Origin of the sequence: Bradyrhizobium sp. 1, assembly GCF_023073315.1 — a bacterium.
In the GTDB taxonomy this organism is placed as follows: domain Bacteria; phylum Pseudomonadota; class Alphaproteobacteria; order Rhizobiales; family Xanthobacteraceae; genus Bradyrhizobium.
The window spans coordinates 876,671-883,087 of the sequence record NZ_JADPJH010000033.1; the positions used below are offsets into that span (position 1 = coordinate 876,671).

Annotated in this window: 8 protein-coding genes; 6 read left to right on the forward strand and 2 right to left on the reverse strand. The window is 64.9% G+C overall.

Translation table 11 applies throughout. The annotated features are described in order from the left end of the window. Window positions 1-2: 2 nt before the first annotated feature. Both IVB29_RS29235 and IVB29_RS29240 read right to left on the reverse strand, forming a co-directional pair. Window positions 3-644, reverse strand: a complete 642-nt coding sequence (locus tag IVB29_RS29235; RefSeq protein WP_247506845.1) for a glutathione S-transferase — start codon at window positions 642-644, stop codon at window positions 3-5. 67 nt (window positions 645-711) lie between these two features. After that, window positions 712-1,263 (reverse strand): cytochrome b, encoded by a 552-nt coding sequence (locus IVB29_RS29240; RefSeq protein ID WP_247506846.1) that lies wholly within the window; start codon window positions 1,261-1,263, stop codon window positions 712-714. A gap of 173 nt (window positions 1,264-1,436) precedes the next feature. On the opposite strand from IVB29_RS29240, the gene murI reads away from it, so the two are divergent. The 6 genes from murI to IVB29_RS29270 all read left to right on the forward strand — a co-directional run bounded on the left by murI (window position 1,437) and on the right by IVB29_RS29270 (window position 6,369). Continuing rightward, window positions 1,437-2,234, forward strand: a complete 798-nt coding sequence (murI, locus tag IVB29_RS29245; protein ID WP_247506847.1) for a glutamate racemase — start codon at window positions 1,437-1,439, stop codon at window positions 2,232-2,234. Between the two features lie 61 nt (window positions 2,235-2,295). Beyond that, complete coding sequence (locus tag IVB29_RS29250; RefSeq protein ID WP_247506848.1) at window positions 2,296-3,069, forward strand: aldolase/citrate lyase family protein; 774 nt, start codon at window positions 2,296-2,298, stop codon at window positions 3,067-3,069. 67 nt (window positions 3,070-3,136) lie between these two features. Then, complete coding sequence (locus IVB29_RS29255; protein ID WP_211378108.1) at window positions 3,137-3,520, forward strand: cupin domain-containing protein; 384 nt, start codon at window positions 3,137-3,139, stop codon at window positions 3,518-3,520. Between the two features lie 110 nt (window positions 3,521-3,630). Further along, window positions 3,631-4,398 (forward strand): acyltransferase, encoded by a 768-nt coding sequence (locus IVB29_RS29260; protein WP_247506849.1) that lies wholly within the window; start codon window positions 3,631-3,633, stop codon window positions 4,396-4,398. Window positions 4,399-4,595: 197 nt separating this feature from the next. Continuing rightward, entirely contained in the window at window positions 4,596-5,213 is a 618-nt protein-coding gene (gene rpsD / locus IVB29_RS29265; RefSeq protein ID WP_247506850.1) for a 30S ribosomal protein S4, read from the forward strand. Between the two features lie 88 nt (window positions 5,214-5,301). Then, complete coding sequence (locus IVB29_RS29270; protein ID WP_247506851.1) at window positions 5,302-6,369, forward strand: threonine aldolase family protein; 1,068 nt, start codon at window positions 5,302-5,304, stop codon at window positions 6,367-6,369. Window positions 6,370-6,417 lie beyond the last annotated feature (48 nt).

Genomic DNA, 6,417 nt, shown 5'->3' on the forward strand with positions numbered 1-6,417 from the left:
GCTCAGCTCAGCAGCAGCGCCATGCCGGGATCGCCCTTCTCCATCGCTCGCCGGTAGGCTGGTCGCGCACTGACCCGGCCGAGATATTTCACCACGTTCGGACAGCGCTGGAGATCATAAGGCTGGAAGTAGCGCATCGTGGTCAGCGAAAAGCCCATCATGATGTCGGCGGTGGTGAAGGTGTTTCCCGCCAGATATTCGGCGTCGCGCACCCGGGCGTCGACCAGATCGAAGGCGCGGTCGGTGCGCCCTCTGCTCGCGACCAGCATCGGATTGTCCTCCGCGAGCTTGAGCCGGTTCAGGATCATCAGCCGGCCCATGCCAGCCTGCAGCGTGCCGTTGGCGAAGTGAAACCAGTACAGGAACTGCGCGAAGTCAGCATCGTCAGGGCGGAGCACGAGGCGTCCGTTGCCATACTTCGCCATAATGTAATCGACGATGGCCCCGGATTCGGCGAGCACGAGATCGCCGTCGGTGATGACAGGCGCAGCCCCAATCGGATGCAGCGCCTTGTAGTCGGGCGGCGCCAGCATGGTCACGGAATCGCGGGTATAGCGCTTCAGCTCGTAGGGAAGTTCGAGCTCCTCGCACAACCAGACGATGCGCTCGGATTGGGACTTGCCGAGATGATGGACGGTAAGCATGACGCCTCCTACGAACGTAACTGGGTCGGTCGTGACGCCGCATCTTACTCCGTCATGAAAACCCTCTCTACCCCGCCTCGTCCGAGACCATCCGCGCCACGACGCGGTCGCGGCGGATGAAGTGGTGCCAAATGGCAGCAACCACGTGAACCGCGATCAAGGCGAGCAGCACATAGGCAAACAGGATGTGGCGGTCCTCATAGGCGTTCGCCGCCGCTTTGTCCGGAGAGGTGAATTGCGGCACGTGAAACAGGCCGAAGAAGTCGGAATAATCCGGCGTCCGCGCACCGGAATGCGCCCAGCCCAGCATCGCGACCACGATCACGGCAAGATAGAGCGCGCCATGGCTGACATGGGCCGCGATCTTCTGCCAGCGCGAGGTCTCGGCCGGCAATGCCGGCGTCGGATTGATGACGCGCCAGGCGAGGCGCAGCACGGTGAGCAGCAGGATCATGTAACCGATATCGGCATGGATCGAGCGGTAGAAGAACTTGTCGGCACGCGCCGGGATGTGGTTCATCCACCAGCCGAAGCCGATCATGCCGATGATCGCCAGGGCCAAGATCCAGTGCAGCCACCGGGACACACTGCCCCAGCCGTTGCTGGTGTTTCCGATCATGTCAGTCCCCGGAATTTTGCGGATACGTCCCCATCCGCAGTGCAACATCCCTGCTGATAGCGGGAACATGCGGCAATCGTGAAATTGAATCGTTCCAAACTGGCCTCATCCGGCCCTCGCCGCAAAACCGCCCCAAAAACCGAATGGTAACCATGGCGGCTTAGGGTGGCGACGTGACCAATTCCCCGACGATCCTGGTGTTCGATTCCGGCCTTGGCGGGCTCACGGTGCTGCGTGAGGTCGTGGCCGCGCGCCCCGACGCGCATTACGTCTACGTCGCCGACGACGCCTTCTTCCCCTACGGCCACCACAGCGAGGACGAGATCATCGCCCGCGTGGTGCCGCTGATGGGGGAATTGATCGGTACGCATGATCCTGACCTCGTCGTCATCGCCTGCAACACGGCGTCCACCCTGGTCCTATCTCACTTGCGCGCCGCTTATTCCCTGCCCTTCGTCGGCACGGTGCCGGCGATCAAGCCGGCCTGCGCGCAGTCGAAGACCCGCCGCGTCTCGGTGCTCGGCACCAAGGGCACGGTGACGCGCGAATACACCAAGGCGTTGATCCGCGATTACGCGCAGGGCTGTGAGGTGACGCTGGTCGGCTCGCCCGAGCTGGCCTCGCTGGCCGAACGCGAGCTCGGCGGCCACGAGATCAGCGACGGCGACGTCCTCGCCGAGCTCGCCCCCTGCTTCGTCGGCGATGCCGCAGACGCCGGCGCACGCACCGACATCATCGTGCTCGCCTGCACGCATTATCCGCTGCTGCTCGACCGGATGAAAAAGCTCGCTCCATGGCCGGTCGCATGGATCGACCCGGCCCCCGCCATCGCCCGTCGCGTCTCCGATCTGCTCGGCGCGCGCAGCGGCGGTATCGCACAGTCCGGCGCCGAGATAATTTTTACCTCGAACCGCGTGCATGGCCTCAAGGCCACGCTGACGCCGTTCTTCGGCGGTCGCGCACTGGCTTGACCTTGCGCCGCGACGGCACGCTGCTAGGCTTCGCCATCGTCATCTCTCCGCAGGTCCTCTCATGTCGGCCCCCGCAACGCCACTCAATCGCCTCCGCCAATTGTGGAGCGAGGGGCGCCCCGCCTTCGGCGCGATCGCGACGATCCCGAGCGTCCAGACCGTGCAGATCATGGCGCGCTCGCTCGACTGGATCATCGTCGATCTCGAGCACGGCCCGATCGGCCTCACCGAAGCGCATGCGATGATCGCCGCGACAACGGGGACGCAATGCACGCCGCTGGTGCGGATTGCGGCGAACGAGCCGTGGCTTGCGAAAGCGCCGATGGACATCGGCGCCTTCGGCATCAATTTCCCGATGATCACCAACCGCACTGATGCCGAGAAGGCGGTGCGCAGTGTGCGCTATCCGCCGCGCGGTGATCGTCTCTGGGGTCCGTTCCACGCGCCGTTTCGCTGGGGCCAGTCGATGCCGGACTATATGGCGAGCGCCGACGACGAGATGATCTGCATGATCACCATCGAGCATGTCGACGCGGTCAACCGCATCGACGAGATTATGGCCACGCCCGGCATCGACGTCGCGGTGATCGGCCCCGGCGATCTCGCAACGTCCATCAACAAGCGCGGGCAGATGGACGATCCGGAATTGCTGGCGCTGGTCGCCCGCGCCGAAGCCGGCATCCTCAAAAGTGGCGTGCCGATCGGTGGCGTGGCCCGCACCGCAGACCAGGCCAACCAGCTGGTCGACCGAGGCTACCGCGCGATCGCGCTCGGCTTCGACTGGTCGCTGTTCCAGCGCGGCATCATGGCGGCGTTCGACGGCGTCAGGCGCTGAACGAGCTGATTGCCACCTTGCCGGGAACCGCCGCGCTGCTAGGCTCAGTCGTTCCAGGGAGGAAACAATGCTCAAAAAGACTTTGCTCGCTCTTGCCTTCACCGGTCTGGCTGTTGCGGCCTTCGCCCAGCAACCCGGCATCAAGCGCACGCCACTCCAGAAGGTTGAATTTCCGGAGGGCTACAACACCATCACCGCCATCGCGGAAGTCCCGGCAGGCGGCGCGGCCGGACGCCATACCCATCCGGGAATCGAGACCGGCTACGTGCTCGAAGGCGAGCTGAACCTCCTCATCGACGGCCAGCCGGAGAAAACCCTGAAACCCGGCGATTCCTACCAGATCCCGGCAGGGGTCGTGCACGACGCCAAGGCTCACGGCGACAAGGCCATGAAAGTGCTTGGAGTTTACGTCGTCGACAAGACCAAGCCGCTGGCCTCGCCGGCGCCCTGATGCGGCGAACCGACCGGCCCCAAGCGGGTTGGTTCATGCTAGAGCGTTTTGAGCGGCGAGCGGGAACCCTGTTCGTTGCCCATATTTTAGTCCGCAGGAACCGGAGCGCGATGCGCGGGAAATCGAAGACCATTTCGCTGCCGCGCCGCCTGATTGTCGATCTCATGCGCGCCTCGATGGGCGTGCCGTTCGTGTCGCTCGCCCGCACGCTCAATATCCGCCCCCTGCTGGAGGCCCGCGCGGGCGCGATGGCGCCGGCCGGCTGGGCTGCGATGTTCGTCAAGGCGTTCGCCCTCGTGGCCAAAGACGAGCCCGTCCTGCGCACCGTCTACGCCAAATGGCCCTGGCCCTCGCTCTACGAGCTGCCGAAGAGCGTAGCCTCAGTCGCCATCGCCCGGGTCGAGGACGGTGAGGAATGCGTGCTGCTGCAGCGAATCGCAGGCCCCGAGACCATGGCGCTGGCCGCGGTCGATGCCGAGATCCGGCACGCCAAGACGGCGCCGATCGATGAAATCCCCATGTTCCGCAAGATCATGCGGGCGACCCGCCTGCCGCTGCCGCTGCGGCGCCTGTCCTGGGCGATCGGGCTGAATTTCGGCCGGCAGCGGGGTAACTGGTTCGGCAGCTTTGCGGTGAGTTCGGTCGCGGCCTATGGCGGCGGCGAGCTCCACCCCATCACCCCCGGACCCTTTATCGTCAGTTACGGGGTGGTCGAGCCGGACCAGACCATCCATGTCGTGATCCGCTGGGACCACCGGGTCACTGACGCTGCCCCCATCGCCCGGGTCCTGACCCGGCTGGAACAGGTGCTGAACACTGAAATCGCTGCCGAATTGCGGGCCGCGGGGTCAAAGCCGATCCGGGCCGTCGGGACCTGATTCCGGGGCCATTCGCATTGACAGCGAACCCCAAACTCCCCTAAAAGCCGCTTGCTCGCGGGCCGATTTCGGCCCGCGAAGCGTTTCGCGACCCGTGGTCCACTCCCTTATGCTTTGGGATCGGACCTGTCAGTGCCGGGCTTGCCCGTCACACAGGAGGGCGCGTTTCCTCAAACCATGAACCTACAGAGGACGCGATGACTAAGCGCAGTGAAGCCAAGTACAAGCTCGACCGCCGTATGGGCCAGAACATCTGGGGCCGCCCGAAGAGCCCCGTCAACCGCCGTGAATACGGCCCCGGCCAGCACGGCCAGCGCCGCAAGGGCAAGCTCTCCGACTTCGGCGTGCAGCTGCGCGCCAAGCAGAAGCTGAAGGGCTACTACGCCAACATCTCTGAGCGCCAGTTCCACAGCATTTATGTCGAGGCCAGCCGCCTCAAGGGTGACACCGGCGAGAACCTGATCGGCCTGCTCGAGCGCCGTCTCGACGCGGTGGTGTACCGCTCCAAGTTCGTCTCGACGATCTTCGCCGCGCGCCAGTTCATCAACCACGGCCACGTCAAGGTGAACGGCCGCAAGGTCAACATCTCGAGCTATCAGGTCAAGATCGGCGACGTGATCGAGGTCAAGGAAGCCTCCAAGCAGCTCGCCCACGTGCTCGAAGCCAGCCAGCTCCCGGAGCGCGACACGCCCGACTATCTCGAAGTCGACCACGGCAAGATGACCGCGAAGTACGTGCGCATCCCCCACCTCTCGGACGTGCCGTTCCCGGTGCAGATGGAGCCCCATCTGGTCGTCGAATTCTATTCGCGCTAAGATCTGAATATCGAAAGGCCCCGGTTCGCCGGGGCCTTTTTGCTTAAGAGCCACACTTCAGTGGCCGCACTGCTTTAGGAGCCGTCGTATGCTCTACACCCCTCTCCCGATCGATCCCAAGGCGCCGCCGGTGCGCATCAATCTGCTCTCGGACACGCAGACCAAGCCGACGGCTGCCATGCGCGAGGCGATGGCGCGGGCGGAGGTTGGCGACGAGCAGGTCGGCGACGATCCGACCGTGAATGCGCTGTGCGAACGCGTTGCGGATCTGCTCGGCAAGGAAGCCGCGGTCTACATGCCCTCGGGCACGATGTGCAACGTCGCCGCGACGCTGGTGCATTGCCGTCCCGGCGACGAGATTTTGGCGCATGAGACCGCGCACATCATCGCCCGCGAAGGCGGCGCGCATGCTGCGATCGGCGGTTTTCAGGTCACACAGCTGAAGGGCGCCGACGGCCAGTTCACGCCGGAGACCTTCCGCAAGGCGCTGCATCCGCGCACGCGCTACCAAGCGGCGCAGACCGTCGTCAGCGTCGAGCAGACCGCCAATATCGGCGGCGGCACGATCTGGAAGAAGGCCGCGCTCGACGAGATCGTCGCGATCGCCAAACAACATGGACTCGTCACCCACATGGACGGCGCGCGCCTCTTGAACGCCACCGTCGCGAGCGGCATCTCGCCGCGCGACATGACGGCGGGGTGGGATTCGGCCTGGATCGATTTCTCCAAGGGCCTGGGCGCGCCGATCGGCGGCGTACTCGCGGGTTCACGCGCCTTCATCGATGCGGTCTGGCAGTGGAAGCAGCGCCTCGGCGGCTCGATGCGGCAGGCCGGAATCTGCGCGGCCGCCTGCATCTACGCGCTCGACCATCACGTCGAGCGCCTCGCCGACGACCACGCCAATGCGCGCGCGCTCGCCCGTGGATTGTCGCAGATCGCGGGCGTCGAGGTGCAGGAGCCCGAGACCAACCTCGTGTTCTTCAAGCCCGATGGCGCCGGCGTCCCCGGCGACAAGATGGTCGCAGCGTTGCGCCAGCGCGGCGTGACGCTTGCGATGATGGACGGCCGCATCCGCGCCTGCACGCATCTCGACGTCAATGCGGGCCAGATCGAGGAGATGATCGGATACGTGCGCGAGATCGTGCGCGGGGCGTAATCAGAGCGTTTTCGAGCGAAGTGGATACCGGTTCGCGTAAAGAAAACG